Here is a 16,274-nt window from a genome sequence, read left to right as displayed (position 1 = left end):
GCTTGAACGGCGGAGCGGACCTCTCGGGCAAATGGGACGGCGTCTATGCCTATCCCCCGGTCGCCGAGGCCGGGCCGGTGACGCCCTTCGTTGCCGAGATTGCCGATAGTGGCGGGCACATCAGCGGCACGATCATCGAGCCCAACGAGTTCCGCCCCGAAACGGCGTACGCGACGCTCGAAGGTGCGCGTTCGGGCAACCGGGTCGATTTCCTCAAGATCTACCACGGCGCAGGCGAGGAATATGACGAGCCGGTCGCCTATGCCGGAAGCCTGAGCGATGACGGGAATGTCATTACCGGCCGCTGGATCATGGCGGAGTGGAGCGGCCCCTTTGAAATGGTGCGCCAGATCGAGGTGAAGTTGTCGGCCGAGGCCGCGGTCGAGGCAGAAGTCTGAACAGGCGGGAGAGCGTCCTCGCCGACTCCTGCCAGACCCCTCTCAGACCCCCTCCAGACCCCCGCCAGCGCGGTCCAGCCCCGTTTCGGCGCGGTCCAGAGGCAGTTCAGCAGAGCCGTTTCACGTGAAACATTGCCCGGCGGGGCTTACCCGGCGGCGATCCTCGCGGCATGTTCCTTCACCAGCGCGATCATGTTGGGCACGCCCTGGGTGCGGTTGCTGGAAAGCTGGTTCCTGAGATCGAAGGGGGCGAGCGCGCCCATCACGTCCATCGCTGCCACCTCGGCGGCGGGCCGGTCCTGCACCGCGGCGATGACGAGGGCGACGATCCCCTTGGTGATCGCGGCATTGCTGTCGGCTAGGAAATGGAGCCGCTCGGCCTCCGAGCCGGCGGGGTAGACCCATACAGAGGCCGAGCATCCGCGCACCAGCGTGGCGTCGGTCTTGAGGGCATCGGGCATCGGCTCGAGGCTGCGGCCAAGCTCGATCAGCAGGCCGTAGCGCTCGTCGCCTTCGAGGAATTCGTACTCCTCGAGAATGTCGGAAAGGGTGCGCATGGGCCGCCCTTAAACGGGGCGGGGCTCCAACGCAAAGGGGGTCTCAGCCGGCGAGGCCACCCGGGCGGGTGAGGGCGTAGTAGATCACGTAGAACCAGCTGAAGAAGCCGTGGATGATCGCCCAGACGATCGACTTGTTGACGCTCCAGCTGATCGCGACGGCGATCGCGGTCCCGAGGCTGATGCCGGCCTGCGCGGCGGTGCCCTTCGCGCTGCTCACAGCTCCACCCCGCTGGCGATGGCTTCGAGCTTGCGGATTCTCTCTTTGAGATCAGCCAGTTCGATCCGCGCGGTGCCCATGCCGGAGCCTTCCTCGCCCGGGGTTCGGGGCAGGGCGCGGTCAAGCTCCTGGCGCTTGAGGTCGAGCCAGCCGTGCCAGGCGCGCAGCAGGGCTGCGGCGATCACGACAAGGCCGATAAGGCCGCCGCCGGTCAGCACCAGCGTGGGATCGAGAAGGGGCGCCATCATTCGCTCGGTTCCTTCTTCTGTGCGGGAATGGTCCGCAGGGCTTCGATTTCGGCGGCGATCCGCGCCTGTTCGCGCGCGTCGCCGGAGTTGGCATCGGTGGCGATCCGCTCGAGCACATGGATGCGCTCGCGCAGCTCGTCGATCTCGCGGCGTGCGGCATCGAGCGCGGCCTGGGCGGCGCCGTCGTCGCGCGGGGCGAGGCTCTGGTTGCCGTACTTGTCGCGGACGATCCCGGCCTTGGCCCGGGTCATCGAGACGACGCCCCAGATCAGCATCGCCATGATCGCCACGATCGCCCAGCTGCTCATGATGCAGTCACCTCGATAACCTTTGTCTCGCGGCGCAGTGCCTCGATCTCGTCGGCGAGAAGGTTGCCACGGTCGGTGGCGATCCGTTCGAGCACCCGCAGGCGATCCTCGATCTGCTGCTGGCGCTCGGCGATCTCGCGTACGACCGGACCTGCGGCGCCTTCGTCGGGAAGGGCGTGGCGCTGCCGCCGGCCGCTCATGACCTTGTCGACAATCCCGTTGAGGCTCATGCCGATGATCAGGGCGAGGGCGATGATCGTCGTCGCGATGATGGCCGATTCAGGCATCAGGCCTTCCCCTTGTCCTTGAGCCCTTCCAGCGCGCGGTCGCGCAGGGCGTCGATCTCGGCACCGAGGTGGTAGCCGCCGTCAGTCACGATCCGCTCGACATTGGCGAGGCGGTCCTTGATGCTGCCGAGCTCGGCGCGCAGTTCGGCGTTTTCCTGGGTCAGCAGGGTGACGCGGTGCGCAGTCTCCTTGTCGGAGCCGGGCTTGAGCGACTGGCCCCACATCCCCTCGAGCGGATAGCCGTTCTTGATCTTCATCCGGGTGGTCTGGAACGAGGCCAGGATCCCCAGTGCGCCGAGTGCAAAGGCACCGGTGATGATGTAGCCGAGGTAGGGCAGCAGGACGTCGATGTTCTCCATCACACGCGCTCCTTCTTCGTCAGGCCGAGCGGCACGCCGCCGTCGTCGCGCAGGGCTTCGATCTCGGCCGCGAGCGAGTAGCCGCGGTCGGTGACGATCTTCTCGAGCACCACGAGGCGGTCCTGCATGGCATCGACCTTCTCGTGGAGCGCCTTGTTCTCGGCCTTGAGACGCAGGGTCTCGCCATTGTCGGGCTTGGCGGTCTTGCCGCCCCACTCGTCCTCGAGCGGGTAGCCGTGCTTGGCGCGGATCCAGTTGTTGGCGAGCCAGCCGAGGGTGCAGATCAGCACGATCGTGCCGATGAAGCCGGGTCCATCATGAAACATCACACGCGCTCCTTGTTCTCGAGGCCGAGCGGGATGCCGGCGCCCAGGTCGTCCACCCGGCGCTGGTCGCGCAGCGCTTCGATCTGGGTGGCGATGTCGTAGCCGCGATCGGTGACGATGCGCTCGAGCACCTGCACCCGGTCTTCGAGCCGCGCGATCTGGCTCGCGTATTGCGCGGCCTTCTCGGCGGTCTTCTCGGCGGTGGCGCCGACCTGCAGTTCGGCCATCTTCTGCTGGTGCTTGGTCCAGAGCGCGATCACCGGGATCATCAGAGCGATGATCGGGATCATCAGTGCAATCATGCCTTCCATGATTTCAGTCCCCTGTTCTTACGGGTATCGGGTTAGCGCAGCCGCTCGATCTCGGCGGTCAGGCGCGGGTTGCTGCTGACGTAATGGGCTTCGACAGCGGCCAGGCGGCGGTCGATGTCGCGGAAGCTCGCCTTGATCTCGCGCGCGGTGCGGCGCGGGCTCTGGCGGACGCCCTGCCAGTACTTCTTCTCGCTCTCGTCGCGGTAGAGGTAGGGCGGCTTCTTGTTCAGGAGGAAGCCGGCGATGAAGTAGGCGAAGATCGACGAGCCGCTGGTGACGAACAGCGATCCGATGGCGATCAGCCGGATCCAGAACACGTCGACCCCGGTGTAATCGGCGATCCCGGCGCAAACCCCCATGAGCTTGCCATTGTGCTTGTCGCGGTAGAGCGTGGTGCGGGGGCTGTTCACGAGCGGGTTCCTTTCTTCTCGGCAATCAGCGCTTCGAGTTCGCGCAGCTGCTGGTTGTCCTTTTCCTGATCGGCGATCAGGCGGCGGGCGGGGGCAAAGCCCGGGTCGTCGCTGGCAACCAGCCGCTCGACCGTGTCCATCCGCTCGTCCAGTCGCTTGGCGAGGTTGTAGAGCTCGTCGAGCAGCACCTCGTCATCGGCGGTGATGGTGGGGGCGGTCTTCCACTTGGTCATGTAGTGCAGCACCAGCCAGGGCAGGCCGATGAACAGTGCTACGATGGCCATGACACCTTCGATTTCCATGGCTTATTCCCCCTTGCTGTCGGTTTTGCCGAGCGCCTTCTTCATGGCGGCGAGTTCGTCGTCGATCGCGTCCGAACCGGCGAGCGCTGCGATTTCATCGGCGAGCGACGGCGGGCCGTCCTCGGCGATGCGCAGCGCATCGGCGCGGCCCTCGGCATAGTCGACGCGGCGTTCGAGCTGGTCGAAGCGCGCCAGCGCCTCATCGGTGCGCTCGGTGCTCATGAGGGTGCGCAGCTTGACGCGGTTCTCGGCGCTTTCGAGGCGCGCGGCGATCGCGGTCTGGCGGCTGCGGGCCTCGCGCAGGCGGTGCTGCAGCTTGGCGATGTCTTCCTCGTAGGCGCGCAGGGCGTCGTCGAGCACGGCGATCTCGCTCTTGAGCTGGTCGGCCATGTCGCTGGCCTTCTTCTTTTCAACGAGGGCGGCGCGGGCGAGATCTTCGCGATCTTTGCTCAGAGCGAGCTGTGCCTTTTCGCCCCAGTCGGCCTGGAGCCGGTCGAGCTTCACGCAGTGGCGGTGCATTTCCTTCTGGTCGGCGATGGTGCGCGCGGCGCTGGCGCGGACTTCGACCAGGGTTTCCTCCATCTCGAGGATGATCATGCGGATCATCTTCGAGGGGTCATCCGCCTTGTCGAGCATGTCGTTGAAATTGGCGGCAATAATGTCGCGGGTACGGCTGAAAATGCCCATGAAGGCTACTCCATCGAGAAACGAATTGACCCGGTCGAGCGGAGCGACTCGCTCCTCGCCCGAGGGGGTGACTGCCCGGCGAGATTGCGACGGGCCGGGGTTGCGGCGCAAGGCTTCGATTTCCTCGTCGAGCCGGGACAGCCGGCCTGCCGAAAGCAGGCGGGAAGGTTGGGCCGGAGCATCGCCGAACAGCGCATCGCGGGTGGGCGTCGCGGCGCGATCGGCATCGGCAGGGGGGACAGCCTGCGAGGGGCGCTCCGGCCCGAGGGGGTCAAAGGGATCGCCCACCTCAGGCGATCTCGATCACGGCGCCGGCTTCGCTGGCGGGGTGTGCGAGCGGGGCGGCGTTGGCGGCACCGGGCTGAAGCTGCGAGGACAGCGCGATCATCATCACCATGGCGGCGATGCTGGCGATTGCAGCGTGTCCGAGCTTGGAGCTCCAGAAGCTGGCCTGGCTGGCATTGCGGTCGATCATTGTGGGCCTCCCGTGTGGTCTTCGTGGCGTTGCCCGGTATTTTGCACGGGGCGTGCCAAACCGCAGGAATGGCGGAAATGCGCCATTTTTCGCTCGGGAGTGTCAAATGCTGTTGGTCTCTATTGCCAAGCATTGGGGATTTTCACTATAGTTTGGACATGAAGCTCGAGAGCCAGTTCATCGGCCAATCCGGGGCCTTCCTCGACGCGGTCGAACGCGCCTCCCGCGCCGCGGCCATGAACCGCCCCGTACTTGTGATCGGCGAGCGCGGGACGGGTAAAGAACTGATCGCCGAACGCCTTCACCGCCTGTCGAGCCGCTGGGACGAACCGCTGGTGACGATGAACTGCGCAGCGCTCCCTGAAACCCTGATCGAGGCCGAGCTGTTCGGGCACGAGGCCGGCGCCTTCACCGGAGCGACCAAGGCCCGCGCCGGACGGTTCGAGGAGGCTGACCACGGTACGCTGTTCCTCGACGAGCTGGGCACGCTCAGCATGGGCGCGCAGGAACGCCTGCTGCGCGCGGTCGAATATGGCGAGGTGACCCGCATCGGCGCCTCGCGTCCGATCCGGGTCGATGTGCGCATCGTGGCGGCGACCAACGACGATCTGCCTGCGCTGGCGGCGGCGGGCGAATTCCGTGCCGACCTGCTCGACCGACTGAGCTTCGAGGTCATCACGCTCCCGCCCCTCAGGGTGCGCGAGGGCGATATCGGCGTGCTCGCCGAGTATTTCGGTCGCCGCATGGCCGCCGAGCTCGAATGGGACCGCTGGCCGGGCTTCGCGCCGCACGTGATGGATGCGCTCGAGGATCATCCCTGGCCGGGCAATGTGCGCGAACTGCGCAATGTGATCGAGCGCGCGGTCTATCGCTGGGACGTGCCCGACATGCCGATCGCGCACGTCCAGTTCGATCCCTTCGACAGCCCCTGGCGCCCGCGCCCGCCGGAACACCGGCGCAGCAGCACTGCGGCCGGAGCGTCTGCCGTCACCACGGGGGGAGCCCCGACAATGCCCGCAGCCACGAGCTTCGATGCAGTGGAAGACCTGCGCGCCGCCGTCGACGCGCACGAGCGCGCGATCCTTGCCCATGCGCTCGGCAAGCACCGCTGGAACCAGCGCCAGACCGCAAGGGCGCTCGGCCTGACCTATGACCAGCTGCGTCACTGCATCCGCAAGCATGCGCTGATGGAAGGGCAGGACTGACGCCTTCTAACGGATTTGAAAGTCTTTTCGATTATTGCTGTCTCGGGGCTTACAAAACCGGGACACCATGCAGTTGCTTTGCCACGATTTCTTCCCGAATCCGCACGACCCGCGTCGCGCCGCGGGCGGGAAGATTTGCATGACGAACAATGCTGACAGCGGGGTGGCCCATGCGGCCTGACCTTTCGCCCGGTCCGCGTCACCCTTTGCCAGCGGCGCCCGCATCGGGTAGACTGGCGCCGGTCGCACGTACATCCGCCCATGACGGGCCGGGCGAGACCCCGGTCGCCGGTCTTGCGCGGGATTGTCTGCGGGGTGAACAGGTCATGGGGGACCCGACGCCGGAGAAGGAAAACGGGCCGATTGTGCCCGTGGGGCGCCGTTCGGCGCCGCGGCTGCGGCTGAGCTTGCCGGCCCAGCTTGTGGCGGTCGAGAAGGTGCACACCTGCATTCTCCTCAACCTTTCCCGCACCGGCGCGCAGGTCGCCATTCTCGATGCCATGCGCGAGGGCGAGGGCGCGATCCTGCGCTGCGGCGTGATCAACCACTTCGCGATCGTCACCCGCACCGAATTCGGCCTCAATGCGCTTGAATTCGACGAGCCGCTCACCGACCAGATCGTCCTCGAGATCCGTCGCTATCACGAGAATTTCGAGGAGCGCGAAAAGCGCGCGCTGATCGAGACCGCGCGCAAGTGGGTGACCGGCGATACGGACGACGACCGCGCGATCTGATCCGCCGCGCCGCCCAGCGCCCACGCAGAATTCCCTAGCCTCGGCCCATCCCGATCTTTACGTGCCCCGCGCCATGACCGCGCGGTTATGGTGGCCCTGCCTGTCCCGACTCCCGGCCCCGAAGAACCGACTGCTGTCGGCCGGCGCGGCTCGGCGCGCCTGCGGCTTGCGATCCCGGCGCGGTTCGTTTCGATCTATTCGACGCAGCCCTGCGTGCTGCTCGATATCTCGCGCACGGGCGCAAGGCTCGCGCTGCCCGGACCGCTGGCGCGCAACCAGTCGGGCTTCATCGAACTCGGGCGGCTAGAGGTGTTCGGCACCATCGTGCGCATGGAGAAGGGCCCCGACGGCGGGGTCAACGCGATGGCTTTCGACGAGCCGATCGCCAAGTCGCTGGTGCTGGATATCCGCAAGTTTGCGGAGGACTTCGAACTGCGCGAGCATCAGGCGCTGCGTGACCAGGTGCGCCGCTGGGTGGCGGGCGAACCCTGAGGGGTTGCGGCGCGAACGCGCTTGCCAAATCGGACAAAGCCGACTAGAGGCACCGGCAATCCCGGCATTGTCGAGACAAGGTTTGGATGCTGGCGCCTCCGGGGGCCGGCCCGAAACCGCGTTTCCGCCATGCCGACAGCCACTGCGACTCCGCAAACGAAAGACCTGATGGCCGATATCGCGCGCCTTACCCAGCTGATCGAACCCGAGGCGACCGCGCTCGGCTTCGAGCTGGTGCGCGTCGCCTATCTGCCGTCCGAGGCGGGTGATGGCGGCATGGCGCTCCAGATCATGGCCGAGGACCCGGCGACGGGCCAGCTGGTGATCGACCAGTGCGCCGCGCTCTCGCGCCGCATCTCCGACGCGATCGACGCGGCCGAGGAAGCGGGCGAGGAACTGATCGAGGGCGCCTATCACCTCGAAGTCAGCTCGCCCGGCATCGACCGGCCCCTGACCCGCGAAAAGGATTTCGCCAACTGGGCGGGCCACGAGGTGCGGATCGTCATGGACAAGGGCTATGCCGGCCAGCGCGTCAACAAGGGCGTGCTCGGCGGGCTCGAGGATGGTATGGTCCTCGTCAAGGAGGTGAAGGCCGGCGATGTGCGCCTGCCGCTCGCCGAAATTCACACGGCAAGGCTCGTCCTCACCGACGCGCTGATCGCCGCCACCCGCCCGCTCGATACCAGCGGTGTGGACGAACTTATCGAAGACCCTGAAACTTCCGACCTAGAAGAAAAGGCAGACGACTGATGGCCAGCGCCATTTCCGCCAACAAGGCCGAACTCCTCGCGATCGCCAACGCGGTCGCCTCGGAAAAGATGATCGACAAGTCGATCGTCATCGAGGCGATGGAAGAGGCGATCCAGAAATCCGCGCGCAACCGCTACGGCGCGGAGAACGACATTCGCGCGAAGCTCGATCCGCTGACCGGCGATCTGACGCTGTGGCGCGTGGTCGAGGTGGTCGAGGAGGTCGAGGACTACTTCAAGCAGGTCGATCTCAAGCAGGGCGAAAAGCTCCAGCCGGGCGCCAAGGTCGGTGACTTCATCGTCGATCCGCTGCCCCCGGTCGATCTCGGCCGCATCGACGCGCAGTCGGCCAAGCAGGTGATCTTCCAGAAGGTCCGCGATGCCGAGCGCGAGCGCCAGTACGAGGAATTCAAGGACCGTCAGGGCGAAGTCATCACCGGCGTGATCAAGTCGGTCGAATTCGGCCACGTGATCGTCAACCTCGGCCGCGCCGAGGGCGTGATTCGCCGCGACCAGCAGATCCCCCGCGAAGCCGCCCGCGTGGGCGAGCGTGTCCGCGCGCTGATCACCAAGGTCGAGCGCAACAACCGCGGGCCGCAGATCTTCCTCAGCCGCGCGCACCCCGACTTCATGAAGAAGCTGTTCGCGCAGGAAGTGCCCGAAATCTACGACAACATCATCGAGATCAAGGCCGCCGCCCGCGACCCGGGCAGCCGGGCCAAGATCGGCGTGATCAGCCGCGACAGCTCGATCGACCCGGTCGGCGCCTGCGTCGGCATGAAGGGCAGCCGCGTGCAGGCCGTCGTGCAGGAACTCCAGGGCGAGAAGATCGACATCATCCCCTGGTCGGAAGACACCGCGACCTTCGTCGTCAACGCGCTCCAGCCGGCCACGGTCAGCCGCGTCGTGCTCGACGAGGATGATGGCCGCATCGAAGTGGTGGTGCCCGACGATCAGCTCAGCCTCGCGATCGGCCGCCGCGGCCAGAACGTGCGTCTGGCGAGCCAGCTCACCGGCCACCAGATCGACATCATGACCGAGGAAGAAGCTTCCGAGAAGCGCTCCAAGGAATTCGCCGAGCGTTCGAAGATGTTCGAGGAAGAACTGGACGTCGACGAAACCCTCTCGCAGCTGCTGGTCGCCGAAGGCTTCGCCGAGCTGGAGGAAGTGGCTTACGTCGACCTCGCCGAACTCGCGAGCATCGAAGGCTTCGACGAGGAACTGGCCGAGGAACTCCAGAGCCGTGCCCTCGAAGCGCTCGAACGTCAGGAAGCCGCGCATCGCGAAGTGCGCCGTGGTCTGGGCGTCGAAGATGCGCTCGCCGAAATCCCGCACCTCACCGAAGCGATGCTGGTCACGCTCGGCAAGGCCGGGATCAAGACTCTCGACGATCTCGCCGATCTCGCCACCGACGAGCTGATCGCCAAGAAGCGCGAAGCGCCGCGCCGCCGGAACAACACCGACGGCCCGCCGCAGCGTCGTCCGCAGCGCGAAACCGACAAGGGCGGCGTGCTGGGCGAGTATGGCCTCTCGGAAGAGCAGGGCAACGAGATCATCATGGCCGCGCGCGCGCACTGGTTCGAAGACGAAGATGTCTCCGGGCCGACCGAGGAGGCCGCCGATGCGGACTCCACCCAATGAGCGCCTGACGTCCGACATCGTCGAGCCGTCGCTCCCCGGTAAAGCGGGGAGCGAGCGGCGCTGCATCCTCTCCGGGGACACCTCGGCGCGGGAAGGGCTGGTGCGTCTGGCGATATCGCCTGACGGGCTGGTGCTGCCTGACGCCGCGGCCAAGGCCCCCGGGCGTGGTGCGTGGATCGGCGTGACCCGCGCGGAGCTTGAAGAAGCGCTGGCCGAGGGCCATCTGAAGAAAGCCCTGATGCGCGCCTTCAAGGGTGCGCCTCTCACCATTCCCGATGATCTGCCGGCGCGGATCGAGGCGGCGCTGGCGCGGCATCTGGCCGACCGGCTGGGGCTCGAACTGCGCTCAGGCAACATCGTGATGGGCTCGGCCCGGATCGAGGAACAGGCCCGCAGCGGGCGGATCGCCGTGCTGCTGCACGCCAGCGACTCCAGCGCGGACGGGCGCCGCAAGCTCGATCAGGCCTGGCGCGTGGGCAATGATGCCGAAGGATCGGGCCAGCGCGGCACGGTCTTGCCCCTAGACCGCCATGCGCTGTCTGTGGCATTGGGCCGCGACAACGTGGTCCACCTGGGAGTTGCCGGCCATCCCGGCGATATGCGCGCAGGCGACCGCGTGCTCCAGGCGGTGACCCGGCTGGTGCAATATGCCGGGGACAATCGGGCGAGCGAGACGAACGAGACAGGCCGGGATGCTTCCGGCGACGCCGATCTGCCGGAAGGCGGGGCGGCGCATATTGATGAATACGTGAAGGACTGACGAGCGATAATGAGCGACGACAACGACAACCAGCGCGTCCGTAAACCCCTGGGCCTCAAGCGCTCGGTGGATGCGGGCGAGGTCAAGCAGACCTTCAGCCACGGCCGCACCAACAAGGTGGTGGTCGAGGTGAAGCGCCGCCGCGTGCTCGGCAAGCCTGGCGAGGCCGCTCCGGCGGCTGCGCCCGAACCGGTCGTGGCTGCCCCGCCGCCGCCCCCTCCGCCGCCGCCTGCTCCCCCGCCGCGCCCCGCGCGTCCGGCCCCGGCCGGCGAGACCCCGCAGGAGCGCGTGAAGCGCCTCCAGCTCGAAGCCGAGGAAGAGCGCCTGCGTCTCGCCGAGGAAGCGCGCAAGCGTGAGGAGGCCGAGGCCCGCGAGCGCGAGGAAGAAGAGCGTCGCCGCGCCGAGGAAAACCGCCGCGCCGAGGAAGAAGCCGAGAAGCAGCGCGCCGAAGCGGCCACCGCCGCGCCGGTTGCCGAGCCTGCGGCTGAAGCCGCCGACGCGCCGGAAGAAGCCGCGCCTGCCGCCCGCAACGACACCGCGGTTCCGGCCGCACGCCGCTTCACGCCCGTCGAACGGCCCGAGGTCAAGCGTCCGGCACCCGAGGTCAAGGGCAAGAAGAAGGACGACGGCAAGCGCGCCGCGCCCGCCGACGAGGGCAAGGACAACCGCCGCTCGGGCAAGCTCACCGTCACCCGCGCATTGAACGAGGACGAAGGCCGCCGTGCGCGCAGCCTCGCCGCGCTCAAGCGTGCCCGTGAGAAGGAACGCCGCGGTCAGGGCGGCCCCAGCAAGCCGCGCGAGAAGCAGGTCCGCGATGTGGTCGTCCCCGAGGCGATCACCGTCAGCGAGCTCGCCAACCGCATGGCCGAGAAGGGCGCCGACCTCGTGAAGGCGCTGTTCAATATGGGCATGATGGTCACGGTCAACCAGACCATCGACCAGGACACCGCCGAGCTGCTGGTCGAGGAGTTCGGCCACAACATCACCCGCGTCTCCGCAAGCGATGTGGACATCGACACCAGTGCCGATGAAGATCCCATCGAGACGCAGAAGCCGCGTCCGCCGGTGGTGACGATCATGGGCCACGTCGACCACGGCAAGACCAGCCTGCTCGATGCCCTGCGCGGTACCGACGTTGTGAAGGGCGAGGCCGGCGGCATCACCCAGCACATCGGCGCCTACCAGATCACCACCAAGGACAAGTCGAAGATCACCTTCCTCGACACGCCGGGCCACGCGGCCTTCACCGAAATGCGCATGCGCGGGGCGAACGTCACCGACATCGTCATTCTGGTGGTCGCGGGCGATGACGGGCTGATGCCGCAGACGATCGAGGCGATCAACCACACCAAGGCGGCCGGCGTGCCGATGATCGTGGCGATCACCAAGTCGGACAAGCCCGAGTTCAACCCGCAGAAGATCCGCGAGCGCCTGCTCGAGCACGAGATCGTCGTCGAGGCGATGTCGGGCGAGGTGCAGGATGTCGAGGTTTCGGCCAAGACCGGCGCGGGCCTCGACAAGCTGATCGAGGCGATCAACCTCCAGGCCGAACTGCTCGAGCTGAAGGCCCGCCCCGACCGCGATGCCGAGGCGACCGTGATCGAAGCCCAGCTCGACAAGGGCCGCGGGCCGGTTGCGACCGTGCTCGTCACCCGCGGGACGCTGAAGCGTGGCGACACCTTCGTGGTCGGCACGCAAAGCGGCAAGGTCCGCGCGATCGTCGACGACAAGGGCCAGCAGCTGAAGGAAGCCGGCCCCTCGATGCCGGTCGAAGTGCTCGGCCTCGGCGGTGTTCCCTCGGCCGGTGACAACCTCACCGTGGTCGAGAACGAACAGCGCGCCCGCGAAGTCGCCAAGTACCGTCAGGAACTCGCGACCGAGAAGCGCACGGCGCTTGCGCCCACCAACTTCGACACGATGTTCAACAACCTCGCCTCCAACGTCATCGAATTCCCGGTGGTGGTGAAGGCCGACGTGCAGGGCTCGGTCGAAGCGATCGTCAACGCGCTCCACAACCTCTCGAACGACGAGATCAAGGTGCGCGTGCTCAACGCAGGCGTGGGTGCGATCACCGAGAGCGACGTGCTGCTGGCGGGGGCCTCGAAGGCCCCGATCATCGGCTTCAACGTGCGTCCCAACGCCAAGGCGCGCGAGCTGCTGAAGCGCGATAACGTGCGGATGATGTATTACGACGTCATCTATCACCTCACCGATGCCATCGCCAAGGAGATGGCGGGCGAGCTCGGGCCGGAGCGGATCGAAACCGTCGTCGGCCGTGCCGAGGTCAAGCAGGTCTTCCCGGCGGGCAAGAAGGACAAGGCAGCCGGTCTGCTCGTGCTGGAAGGCGCGATCCGCAAGGGGCTGTTCGCGCGTCTCACCCGTCAGGACGTCATCGTCTCGGCCACCAAGATCGCCTCGCTGCGGCGCTTCAAGGACGACGTGGACGAAGTCCGCACCGGTCTGGAGTGCGGCGTGGTGCTCGAGGATACGAACGACATCAAGCCGGGCGACAACCTCGAAGTCTTCTCGGTCGAGGAGCGTGAGCGGACGCTGTGATAATCTCCCCTCCCGCTTGCGGGAGGGGTTGGGGGTGGGCAAGTGCGACCGCTCGCATGCCCACCCCGCTGCGACTAGCCAGCATGCTGGCAAGTCTCGCGCCCCTCCCGCCAGCGGGAGGGGGAAGGGAGTTCGATGAGCCTGACAGATCCCCACTACCCTCAGGATGCCGGGCAGTCGCCGCACACGGCGCTGCTCGGCTCGGAGTTCGTCAGCTTCGACGAGACGACCCAGACCGCGACCATGCGCTTCACCGTGAAGCGCGAGGTCTGCACCTGGCGCGGGGGCGTGCAGGGCGGGCTGGTTGCGGGCTATCTCGATGACGTGATGGGCTATGCCTATGTCGCGGCCACCGGCGGCGTCATGGCGCCGCTCAACCTCGACATATCCATGAGCCTCATCCGCCTGATCCCCGAGGGTGCGACCATCATCGGCACCGGCCGCGTCGTGAAGGCCGGACAGCGCGTGGTGTTTCTCGAGGGCGAATTGCGGGGCGAGGACGGGACGATCTATGCCCGCTCGACCTCCACAGCGATCCCCACGCCGCGCCCGACACCCGAAGTCACGGGGCTCGAACGCTGATGGCCAAGGCTCCCTTCACCGCCGAACAGCAATCGGTCCGCGTCCTCAAGGTGGGCGAGCGGGTGCGGCATATCCTGTCGGAACTGCTCGCGCGCGGCGAGGTGCATGACGATGTGGTGAGCGCCTCGCACATCTCGGTCACCGAGGTACGGATGACACCCGACCTGCGCCATGCGACCGCCTATGTGAAGCCTTTGCTTGGGGCAGACGACGACGACATTGTCCACGCCCTGCGCCAGAACACCGCCTTCCTCCAGCGCGAGGTCGCCCAGCGCCTCGGCCTCAAGTTCGCGCCCAAGCTGCGCTTCCGCAAGGACGAGAGCTTTGCCGAGGCCGACCGGATCGAGGCCCTCCTGCGCGACCCCAAGGTACTGCGCGATCTCGACGACGAGGGCGAGGACGAGGACTGACGCCCTAGCGCGGCACCATCCGCGCGCGCAGCGTGATGTCGACCTGGTTGCCGACAATCAGCTGGTAGGCCTTCATCCCGAATTCGCGCCGGTCGATGGTGGTGGTGCCGGTGAAGCTCACGGGCTTGCCCGCCTGCGCCACCGGATCGGCATCGAAGGTCACCGCAAGGCTCGCGGGTCGGGTGACGCCGCGTGCGGTCAGTTCGCCGGCGACGACACCTTTCGTGGCGCTCGCAAGTTTCAGCGAGCGGCCGACGAAGTGGATCGTGGGATATTTGTCGACCCAGAAGAACTTCTCTCCCCGCAGCCGGGCGAGGGTGACGCTGTCGGGCGCCTGGATCGCGGTCGCATCGAAGGTCACGTCGATCACCGCCTTTTCGGGGGCGCCGGGGACTATCGTGACCGCGCCCTCCATCCGCGGGAACTTCGCGGTCTTGCTGGACAGTCCGAAGAAGGGAACCTTGGCCGAGACATTGCTCGCCGAGGCATCGAGCGTGTAGCGCTGCGGCACGCTCGCGGCGTGGGCCAGCGTCACGGCGGCGGCGAGCAGCGGGAGCATCAGGGCCCGGAGCAGGGTGCGCAGCGTCATCATCACCTCTCCTATACGCATCAGCGGGGCAAAAGGTTCACATCCGCGCTCGCCCGCAGCGCGGCAAACAGTTAGGCAGCCCCGATGGCCAAGCTCTACTTCTACTACGCCAGTATGAACGCTGGCAAATCCTCGCATCTGCTGCAAGCCGATTTCAATTATCGCGAACGCGGGATGGCTACTATGCTGTGGACCGCGGCGCTCGACAGCCGCTCGGCGGGGATGGTGAGGAGCCGCATCGGGCTGGAGAGCGATGCGCACAAGTTCACCCCCGAAACCGACCTGTGGGCGGTGATCAGCGCCGCACACAAGGTGCAGCCGCTCGATTGCGTGCTGGTGGACGAGGCGCAGTTTCTCGAGCCGGCGCAGGTGTGGCAGCTGGCGCGACTGGCGGACGAGGCGGGCATTCCGGTGCTTTGCTATGGATTGCGTACGGACTTTCAGGGCGCGCTGTTCCCCGGCTCGGCGGTGCTGCTCGGCATTGCGGACGCGCTCGTCGAGCTCAAGGCGGTGTGCCACTGCGGACGCAAGGCGACCATGAACCTGCGGGTCGATGACAGCGGTGCTGCCGTGAAGCAGGGCCAGCAGACCGAGATCGGCGGCAATGACCGCTATGTGGCGCTCTGGCGCAAGCATTTCTCGCAGGCCCTGAACGGATGAGCGCGCGAATGAGCGGGGTGCCGCTTTCCGGCTGGCTGATCCTCGACAAGCCGCGCGGGATGGGCAGCACCCAAGGCGTGAGCGCCGTCAAGCGCGTGCTGCGGCAGAGCGGCTATGCCAAGACCAAGGTCGGCCACGGTGGCACGCTCGATCCGCTGGCCGAGGGCGTGCTGCCGATCGCGCTTGGCGAGGCGACCAAGCTGGCCGGGCGGATGCTCGACAGCGACAAGATCTACGCCTTCACGCTCGCGTTCGGCGAGGAGACCGACACGCTCGATACCGAGGGGCCGGTGATTGCGGCCAGCGACGTGCGTCCGACACTGGCCGAGGTCGAGGCGGTGCTGCCGCGCTTTACCGGCCCGATCGAACAGGTGCCGCCCGCTTACTCGGCGCTCAAGGTCGATGGCCAGCGGGCCTATGATCTGGCGCGCAGCGGGCAGGCGGTGGCGCTGAAGTCGCGCAGCGTGGTCATTCACTCCCTCATTATCCGTCATGCTGAACTTGTTTCAGCATCCATTTCTCCGCGGGCACCCACTGCGCGGGAGGTGGAATGGACCCTGAAACAAGTTCAGGGTGACGACCTGTTGAGTGAAGTGACGCTGGAAGCCCACGTCACCAAAGGCACCTACATTCGTTCCCTCGCACGGGACCTCGCCCATGCCCTTGGCACCTGCGGCCACGTCACCTATCTCCGCCGCATCAAGGCGGGGCCCTTCCGCGAGGAACAGGCGATTTCGCTGGACAAACTGGAGCAAGCCGCTAAGGGCGCAGGCCTTGAACACCTCCTCCTGCCGCTGGAGGCAGGGCTGGACGACATCCCGGCCCTAAGCCTCGACCAGACAAGCGCGCAGGCGGTCCGACAGGGCCGGGTGCTGTCTGGCATGCCCCAATCATCCGGGCTCTACCTTGCGAAACTGGGCTCTGTCCCGGTCGCGCTGATGGAAATCACGGATGGGACGGCCACGGTCGTCAGGGGTTTCAACCTTCCCGATGTCGCTGAGTAAGAGA

The 16,274-nt window shown here is 66.7% G+C and carries 25 protein-coding genes; 12 read left to right on the top strand and 13 right to left on the bottom strand.

What is annotated here, in order from left to right; all coding sequences use genetic code 11:
- Nucleotides 1–2 precede the first annotated feature (2 nt).
- Entirely contained in the window at nt 3–398 is a 396-nt protein-coding gene (locus BZF57_RS07890) for a hypothetical protein (protein WP_086736515.1), read from the top strand.
- Nucleotides 399–544: 146 nt separating this feature from the next.
- On the opposite strand, the gene BZF57_RS07885 is transcribed toward BZF57_RS07890, so the two are convergent.
- From BZF57_RS07885 to BZF57_RS07835, 12 genes are read right to left on the bottom strand one after another with little or no spacing between them, the layout of a single operon-like run.
- Nucleotides 545–955 carry a SufE family protein gene (locus BZF57_RS07885; RefSeq protein WP_086736513.1) on the bottom strand — a complete coding sequence of 137 codons (411 nt, stop codon included), beginning with the start codon at nt 953–955 and terminating at the stop codon, nt 545–547.
- A gap of 43 nt (nt 956–998) precedes the next feature.
- Nucleotides 999–1,175: a hypothetical protein gene (locus tag BZF57_RS21310; protein ID WP_169712940.1), complete on the bottom strand. Its 177-nt coding sequence runs from the start codon at nt 1,173–1,175 to the stop codon at nt 999–1,001.
- Complete coding sequence (locus BZF57_RS07880) at nt 1,172–1,423, bottom strand: hypothetical protein (RefSeq protein ID WP_086736511.1); 252 nt, start codon at nt 1,421–1,423, stop codon at nt 1,172–1,174. Before BZF57_RS07880 ends, BZF57_RS21310 begins: the two co-directional genes overlap by 4 nt.
- Nucleotides 1,420–1,731, bottom strand: coding sequence for a hypothetical protein (locus tag BZF57_RS07875; protein WP_086736508.1), 312 nt, complete (start codon nt 1,729–1,731; stop codon nt 1,420–1,422). The genes BZF57_RS07880 and BZF57_RS07875 overlap by 4 nt, the downstream gene beginning before the upstream one ends.
- Nucleotides 1,728–2,018, bottom strand: coding sequence for a hypothetical protein (locus BZF57_RS07870; RefSeq protein ID WP_086736506.1), 291 nt, complete (start codon nt 2,016–2,018; stop codon nt 1,728–1,730). Before BZF57_RS07870 ends, BZF57_RS07875 begins: the two co-directional genes overlap by 4 nt.
- Nucleotides 2,018–2,377 carry a hypothetical protein gene (locus BZF57_RS07865; RefSeq protein ID WP_086736504.1) on the bottom strand — a complete coding sequence of 120 codons (360 nt, stop codon included), beginning with the start codon at nt 2,375–2,377 and terminating at the stop codon, nt 2,018–2,020. Before BZF57_RS07865 ends, BZF57_RS07870 begins: the two co-directional genes overlap by 1 nt.
- Complete coding sequence (locus tag BZF57_RS07860; protein ID WP_086736502.1) at nt 2,377–2,703, bottom strand: hypothetical protein; 327 nt, start codon at nt 2,701–2,703, stop codon at nt 2,377–2,379. The genes BZF57_RS07865 and BZF57_RS07860 overlap by 1 nt, the downstream gene beginning before the upstream one ends.
- On the bottom strand, nt 2,703–3,014 hold the full coding sequence (locus tag BZF57_RS07855; RefSeq protein WP_169712939.1) for a hypothetical protein: 312 nt from the start codon (nt 3,012–3,014) through the stop codon (nt 2,703–2,705). The genes BZF57_RS07860 and BZF57_RS07855 overlap by 1 nt, the downstream gene beginning before the upstream one ends.
- Nucleotides 3,015–3,046: 32 nt before the next feature.
- Nucleotides 3,047–3,424, bottom strand: coding sequence for an envelope stress response membrane protein PspC (pspC, locus tag BZF57_RS07850; protein WP_086736499.1), 378 nt, complete (start codon nt 3,422–3,424; stop codon nt 3,047–3,049).
- A complete protein-coding gene (gene pspB, locus BZF57_RS07845) occupies nt 3,421–3,726 on the bottom strand; it encodes an envelope stress response membrane protein PspB (RefSeq protein ID WP_086736497.1) in 306 nt (101 codons plus the stop codon). Before pspB ends, pspC begins: the two co-directional genes overlap by 4 nt.
- Nucleotides 3,727–3,729: 3 nt before the next feature.
- Nucleotides 3,730–4,701: a phage shock protein PspA gene (pspA, locus tag BZF57_RS07840; RefSeq protein WP_420810179.1), complete on the bottom strand. Its 972-nt coding sequence runs from the start codon at nt 4,699–4,701 to the stop codon at nt 3,730–3,732.
- Between the two features lies 1 nt (nt 4,702).
- Nucleotides 4,703–4,888, bottom strand: coding sequence for a hypothetical protein (locus BZF57_RS07835; protein ID WP_086736495.1), 186 nt, complete (start codon nt 4,886–4,888; stop codon nt 4,703–4,705).
- Between the two features lie 158 nt (nt 4,889–5,046).
- Here BZF57_RS07835 and pspF point away from each other — a divergent pair, with 158 nt between their 5' ends.
- The 9 genes from pspF to rbfA all read left to right on the top strand — a co-directional run bounded on the left by pspF (nt 5,047) and on the right by rbfA (nt 14,017).
- Nucleotides 5,047–6,093, top strand: a complete 1,047-nt coding sequence (pspF, locus tag BZF57_RS07830; protein WP_086736494.1) for a phage shock protein operon transcriptional activator — start codon at nt 5,047–5,049, stop codon at nt 6,091–6,093.
- Nucleotides 6,094–6,419: 326 nt separating this feature from the next.
- Nucleotides 6,420–6,827, top strand: a complete 408-nt coding sequence (locus BZF57_RS07825; protein ID WP_086736491.1) for a PilZ domain-containing protein — start codon at nt 6,420–6,422, stop codon at nt 6,825–6,827.
- Nucleotides 6,828–6,917: 90 nt separating this feature from the next.
- Nucleotides 6,918–7,319, top strand: coding sequence for a PilZ domain-containing protein (locus tag BZF57_RS07820; protein WP_162290965.1), 402 nt, complete (start codon nt 6,918–6,920; stop codon nt 7,317–7,319).
- Nucleotides 7,320–7,487: 168 nt separating this feature from the next.
- Nucleotides 7,488–8,069 carry a ribosome maturation protein RimP gene (rimP, locus tag BZF57_RS07815; RefSeq protein ID WP_086736487.1) on the top strand — a complete coding sequence of 194 codons (582 nt, stop codon included), beginning with the start codon at nt 7,488–7,490 and terminating at the stop codon, nt 8,067–8,069.
- Nucleotides 8,069–9,709: a transcription termination factor NusA gene (gene nusA / locus BZF57_RS07810; protein ID WP_086736485.1), complete on the top strand. Its 1,641-nt coding sequence runs from the start codon at nt 8,069–8,071 to the stop codon at nt 9,707–9,709. Before rimP ends, nusA begins: the two co-directional genes overlap by 1 nt.
- Nucleotides 9,690–10,469, top strand: coding sequence for a DUF448 domain-containing protein (locus BZF57_RS07805; protein WP_086736483.1), 780 nt, complete (start codon nt 9,690–9,692; stop codon nt 10,467–10,469). The genes nusA and BZF57_RS07805 overlap by 20 nt, the downstream gene beginning before the upstream one ends.
- 9 nt (nt 10,470–10,478) lie before the next feature.
- Nucleotides 10,479–13,025, top strand: coding sequence for a translation initiation factor IF-2 (gene infB, locus BZF57_RS07800; RefSeq protein WP_086736481.1), 2,547 nt, complete (start codon nt 10,479–10,481; stop codon nt 13,023–13,025).
- Nucleotides 13,026–13,160: 135 nt separating this feature from the next.
- Nucleotides 13,161–13,607, top strand: a complete 447-nt coding sequence (locus BZF57_RS07795) for a PaaI family thioesterase (RefSeq protein WP_086736479.1) — start codon at nt 13,161–13,163, stop codon at nt 13,605–13,607.
- Nucleotides 13,607–14,017 carry a 30S ribosome-binding factor RbfA gene (gene rbfA / locus BZF57_RS07790; RefSeq protein ID WP_086736477.1) on the top strand — a complete coding sequence of 137 codons (411 nt, stop codon included), beginning with the start codon at nt 13,607–13,609 and terminating at the stop codon, nt 14,015–14,017. The genes BZF57_RS07795 and rbfA overlap by 1 nt, the downstream gene beginning before the upstream one ends.
- 4 nt (nt 14,018–14,021) lie before the next feature.
- Here the strand turns inward: rbfA and BZF57_RS07785 are convergent, their stop codons facing one another.
- On the bottom strand, nt 14,022–14,609 hold the full coding sequence (locus BZF57_RS07785; protein WP_086736475.1) for a YceI family protein: 588 nt from the start codon (nt 14,607–14,609) through the stop codon (nt 14,022–14,024).
- Between the two features lie 81 nt (nt 14,610–14,690).
- Here BZF57_RS07785 and BZF57_RS07780 point away from each other — a divergent pair, with 81 nt between their 5' ends.
- Together BZF57_RS07780 and truB are read left to right on the top strand one after the other, a co-directional pair.
- Nucleotides 14,691–15,266, top strand: coding sequence for a thymidine kinase (locus tag BZF57_RS07780; protein ID WP_086736473.1), 576 nt, complete (start codon nt 14,691–14,693; stop codon nt 15,264–15,266).
- Between the two features lie 8 nt (nt 15,267–15,274).
- Nucleotides 15,275–16,270: a tRNA pseudouridine(55) synthase TruB gene (gene truB / locus BZF57_RS07775; protein WP_086736471.1), complete on the top strand. Its 996-nt coding sequence runs from the start codon at nt 15,275–15,277 to the stop codon at nt 16,268–16,270.
- The last annotated feature ends 4 nt before the right edge of the window (nt 16,271–16,274 follow it).

The organism is Erythrobacter colymbi (genome assembly GCF_002155685.1).
Classification (GTDB): domain Bacteria; phylum Pseudomonadota; class Alphaproteobacteria; order Sphingomonadales; family Sphingomonadaceae; genus Erythrobacter; species Erythrobacter colymbi.
Note: the sequence above shows the minus strand (reverse complement) of the source record. Positions and strands in the feature narration are given on the sequence as shown.

What these genes read in the sequence shown, in the direction of transcription:
- BZF57_RS07795 (WP_086736479.1), top strand. Translation starts at nt 13,161, where the DNA reads ATGAGCCTGACAGATCCCCACTACCCTCAGGATGCCGGGCAGTCGCCG.
- BZF57_RS07880 (WP_086736511.1), bottom strand. Translation starts at nt 1,423, where the DNA reads ATGATGGCGCCCCTTCTCGATCCCACGCTGGTGCTGACCGGCGGCGGC.
- BZF57_RS07835 (WP_086736495.1), bottom strand. Translation starts at nt 4,888, where the DNA reads ATGATCGACCGCAATGCCAGCCAGGCCAGCTTCTGGAGCTCCAAGCTC.
- nusA (WP_086736485.1), top strand. Translation starts at nt 8,069, where the DNA reads ATGGCCAGCGCCATTTCCGCCAACAAGGCCGAACTCCTCGCGATCGCC.
- pspF (WP_086736494.1), top strand. Translation starts at nt 5,047, where the DNA reads ATGAAGCTCGAGAGCCAGTTCATCGGCCAATCCGGGGCCTTCCTCGAC.
- rimP (WP_086736487.1), top strand. Translation starts at nt 7,488, where the DNA reads ATGGCCGATATCGCGCGCCTTACCCAGCTGATCGAACCCGAGGCGACC.
- pspB (WP_086736497.1), bottom strand. Translation starts at nt 3,726, where the DNA reads ATGGAAATCGAAGGTGTCATGGCCATCGTAGCACTGTTCATCGGCCTG.
- BZF57_RS07875 (WP_086736508.1), bottom strand. Translation starts at nt 1,731, where the DNA reads ATGAGCAGCTGGGCGATCGTGGCGATCATGGCGATGCTGATCTGGGGC.
- BZF57_RS07785 (WP_086736475.1), bottom strand. Translation starts at nt 14,609, where the DNA reads ATGATGACGCTGCGCACCCTGCTCCGGGCCCTGATGCTCCCGCTGCTC.
- BZF57_RS07855 (WP_169712939.1), bottom strand. Translation starts at nt 3,014, where the DNA reads ATGGAAGGCATGATTGCACTGATGATCCCGATCATCGCTCTGATGATC.
- BZF57_RS07885 (WP_086736513.1), bottom strand. Translation starts at nt 955, where the DNA reads ATGCGCACCCTTTCCGACATTCTCGAGGAGTACGAATTCCTCGAAGGC.
- BZF57_RS07870 (WP_086736506.1), bottom strand. Translation starts at nt 2,018, where the DNA reads ATGCCTGAATCGGCCATCATCGCGACGACGATCATCGCCCTCGCCCTG.
- BZF57_RS07860 (WP_086736502.1), bottom strand. Translation starts at nt 2,703, where the DNA reads ATGTTTCATGATGGACCCGGCTTCATCGGCACGATCGTGCTGATCTGC.
- BZF57_RS07865 (WP_086736504.1), bottom strand. Translation starts at nt 2,377, where the DNA reads ATGGAGAACATCGACGTCCTGCTGCCCTACCTCGGCTACATCATCACC.
- BZF57_RS07825 (WP_086736491.1), top strand. Translation starts at nt 6,420, where the DNA reads ATGGGGGACCCGACGCCGGAGAAGGAAAACGGGCCGATTGTGCCCGTG.
- infB (WP_086736481.1), top strand. Translation starts at nt 10,479, where the DNA reads ATGAGCGACGACAACGACAACCAGCGCGTCCGTAAACCCCTGGGCCTC.
- BZF57_RS07780 (WP_086736473.1), top strand. Translation starts at nt 14,691, where the DNA reads ATGGCCAAGCTCTACTTCTACTACGCCAGTATGAACGCTGGCAAATCC.
- truB (WP_086736471.1), top strand. Translation starts at nt 15,275, where the DNA reads ATGAGCGGGGTGCCGCTTTCCGGCTGGCTGATCCTCGACAAGCCGCGC.
- rbfA (WP_086736477.1), top strand. Translation starts at nt 13,607, where the DNA reads ATGGCCAAGGCTCCCTTCACCGCCGAACAGCAATCGGTCCGCGTCCTC.
- BZF57_RS07805 (WP_086736483.1), top strand. Translation starts at nt 9,690, where the DNA reads ATGCGGACTCCACCCAATGAGCGCCTGACGTCCGACATCGTCGAGCCG.